General features: G+C 56.1%; 1 protein-coding gene. It reads right to left on the bottom strand.

Annotation, left to right across the window (positions count from 1 at the left end; all coding sequences use genetic code 11):
• Positions 1-344 (bottom strand): sigma-70 family RNA polymerase sigma factor (locus tag ACTHS3_RS17420; protein WP_440368687.1); only part of this gene is annotated, 344 nt, incomplete at both ends.

A 344-nucleotide genomic window follows, 5' to 3' on the forward strand; every position in this document is an offset into this window, starting at 1 on the left:
AAACGGCTTCAGCTTCTTCTGCCAAGAAACCGCGCAGTTTTTGCATGGCTTTGGCTTCGATTTGGCGGATGCGTTCGGCAGATACGCCGTATTCGGCAGCCAATTCGTGCAGGGTCAAACCGCCATCGTCTTGCAACCAGCGGCTTTCAACGATGCGGCGACTGCGGTCGTCCAGTTGCGCCAAGGCGTTTTGCAGACCTTCGGTTTGCAGGGCGTAGTGGGCTTGTTTGGACAACTGATGGCTAGGCTCTGCATCGTGGTCGGCCAACCAGTCGATAGGGGCGAAGTTGTCCTCGTCATCGTTGTTTTCTGCCATGATGCCGATATCGTGACCGGTCATGCGT

It is taken from the genome of Neisseria sp. P0009.S007, assembly GCF_051962515.1.